The 2,613-nt window shown below is 51.7% G+C and carries 2 protein-coding genes and 1 pseudogene; 2 read left to right on the top strand and 1 reads right to left on the bottom strand.

Going from position 1 to position 2,613, the window contains the following annotated elements; all coding sequences use genetic code 11:
* Together U9J41_RS29200 and U9J41_RS29195 are read left to right on the top strand one after the other, a co-directional pair.
* The coding region (locus tag U9J41_RS29200; protein WP_322405701.1) for an IS256 family transposase at positions 1–574 on the top strand (574 nt) is incomplete at its 5' end.
* Positions 575–1,256: 682 nt separating this feature from the next.
* Positions 1,257–1,844: a ribbon-helix-helix domain-containing protein gene (locus tag U9J41_RS29195; RefSeq protein WP_322405700.1), complete on the top strand. Its 588-nt coding sequence runs from the start codon at positions 1,257–1,259 to the stop codon at positions 1,842–1,844.
* A gap of 139 nt (positions 1,845–1,983) precedes the next feature.
* Here U9J41_RS29195 and U9J41_RS29190 read toward each other — a convergent pair.
* A pseudogene (locus tag U9J41_RS29190) lies at positions 1,984–2,613 on the bottom strand (integrase core domain-containing protein); the annotation flags it as partial.

Raw genomic sequence — 2,613 nt, 5'->3', positions numbered from 1 at the left:
GCTGCAGGTCGTGACCGAGCTAAAAAATCGCGGCGTACAGGACATCTTCATCGCCTGCGTCGATGGCCTGAAAGGCTTCCCGGACGCCATCGAGGCGGTCTATCCGCAGACTTCGGTTCAGCTGTGCATCGTCCACATGGTGCGCAACAGCCTGAACTTCGTGCCATGGAAAGCGCAGAAAGAGGTCGCCGCCGATCTGAAGTTGATCTACAGTGCAGCCACTACCGATGAAGCTGAACTCAGGCTTTCCGAATTCGAAGATAAATGGGATAAACAGTATAAACCAATAAGTCAGTCCTGGCGCCGAAATTGGGCGCGCGTCATACCGTTTTTCGACTATCCGCCAGAAATCCGCAAGGTGATATACACCACGAATGCGATTGAGTCGATTAACATGAGCCTGCGAAAAGTTACCAAGGCCCGCAGTTCCTTTCCGACTGATGAAGCCGTCAGCAAGCTGTTTTATCTTGCCCTGAACAACATCAGCAAGAAGTGGACGATGCCGATACGGGACTGGAAAGCTGCGCTAAACCGCTTCGCCATCCAGTTTGAAGACCGAGTACCGCAGACTTAAACAAAGACTCGTTTACACAGAATCTGGTACACCCCCGCGGGTTCCGTCGTGGCTCGACCTCTTGCTAACCTTCCTTAACCATTCATATAACCGAGCGGTTAAGAAAACGTTTGTGACGGCAGTGCCTGTAAAAGATACGAAATTACATGTTTCCTACTGCACGTTATCAGTTCTTCGAGACTGTCTAGAAACCGTTTAGAAACCGTCTAGAACCGTCTGAAAAGCGTCAAGAAAACGTCAAGAAAGCGTCTAAAGAGCGTCTAGAAACCGTCTAGAAATCGTCTAAGAGCGATTTGAAGATTGATGGGCGCAACAAACTATGTAAATTTTTCGTTGTGTTCTTGTAGATATCTTGTTGTGTTTTTGTAGATATGTTGTTGTGCTCTTGTAGATGTTTTGTTGTGTACATGTAGATTTTTTGTTGTGCTTGTAGACCTTTGTCTTGTGCCCGAAATTCCTTGAAGTTCAAGGGAAGACCGTTGAGGGGCGGCTTCCGACGCGGCGACAACATATGTATCGCAGCTCATCAGACCAAATACGATAGTGGAACATAAAGGGGGCAATACGATTTGCCGTTGTTTTTGACGGTTTGCCTAGGCGCAGCGCTATTTATGGCGTGTTGCGTTTTCATGAAAAGCATTGCGAATGTCATGCAGCTATGTAATGCGGATTTGGAGGATTTATGGCAACAAAGCGAACCTATTCTGTCCGGCTTGAAAACGAGCAGCGCGAACAGTTGGAGCAGCGTGCTGAGCAGATCGGCATGCCGACAGGGCATCTCATTCGTTTAGCGATCGACGACTTCCTGCGGCAGCAAGAAGAGAAGGATTACTTGGGAGAAGTACAGGCCGCGATCAGTACATCGATGGCAAAACTTGCGCGACAGGTGGAGAAGGATAGAGCAGAGCAGCAGCTCATCGTCGGCGTTTTGGACTACTTGTTCGATTGGCTCGCTTTTGTACTGCCGTCGCCGCCTGATGGGGTAGCTGCTGAGCAGCTACGGCGTGAGCGACGCGAAGGGTTCTATCGTGATATTCCGAAGAAGTTCGCTTCGCAAAGTCGCTCCAAACTTAGCAAAGATATGGAGCCCAAAGACCCTGGATTAATATGCTGTCCAGAGTGCGGTACTGGGCAGTTGCGCTGTAAGGCGAACAAGCAAGGGCGCTTGTTCTGGTATTGCAGCAACTGGAATGCTCCCGAAGGTCAATGTGAGGTAATTTTTGCAGATGAGCTAGGCCGGCCAGTTCTTCCCGAAAGTGCAAATGCATGAAGTTTTTGGCTTACTGTTCCGTGCATCCACGCTTAATGTCGGCAGCAGCGCGTGCCGGTTCCTCATTATGAGTAGCTGGCGTAGGCGTCTGGCGTGGGTAAAACCGCGAGCCGAGGCCCCAGATTGTAGCCCCATAGGTGTCCAGTCCCGTTTGATCATAAACGCGTTTGACGAATAATTCAGGTCGCTTCTGCTGCCACTCCTTAAGCGCGAGGATGGGCGTTTTGCTGCCGATGGCGCGTTGCGGGATATGGTGGTTGTACAGCTTTAGATAGTTCTGCAAAGTGGCTTGCAGGTCGGCCCGGCTATCGAAACGGGTTTGCTGCAGTAGCTCATTGATACGACCATTGAAGCGCTCGACCATGCCGTTGGTTTGCGGGTGGCGCGGCGGTGCCAGGCGATGCTCGGCAGGAAGCGCCGCGCAAGCCACGTCGAAGGCGTGCTTGCCGCTGGGTTTCTTGTCTTTGGTAGTGAAGCGGTCGGTAAATTGCGAGCCGTTGTCGGTGAGGATCTTGCTGATCTTGATGGGCGAAGCCAGCTTGAGTCGACGCAGGAAATCGACGCTGCTGGTCTCGGTCATGTCGCCGTAGATGTGCATGAAGACCCAGCGCGTCGCGCGGTCGATGGCGACGAACAGATAGCGGCGTGAGGTCTCGTCCGGCATCTGCGGCAGATACTTGATGTCGATGTGAATGAAGTTTGGTTCGTAGTCCTTGAAGGTCTTCTTTGGCGCGATCGTTTCGCCCTCGGCCCTCGGGATCACATCCTC

The organism is Massilia luteola (assembly GCF_034420155.1).
In the GTDB taxonomy this organism is placed as follows: domain Bacteria; phylum Pseudomonadota; class Gammaproteobacteria; order Burkholderiales; family Burkholderiaceae_D; genus Telluria; species Telluria luteola.
This window is presented reverse-complemented; position numbering and strand designations above follow the sequence as displayed.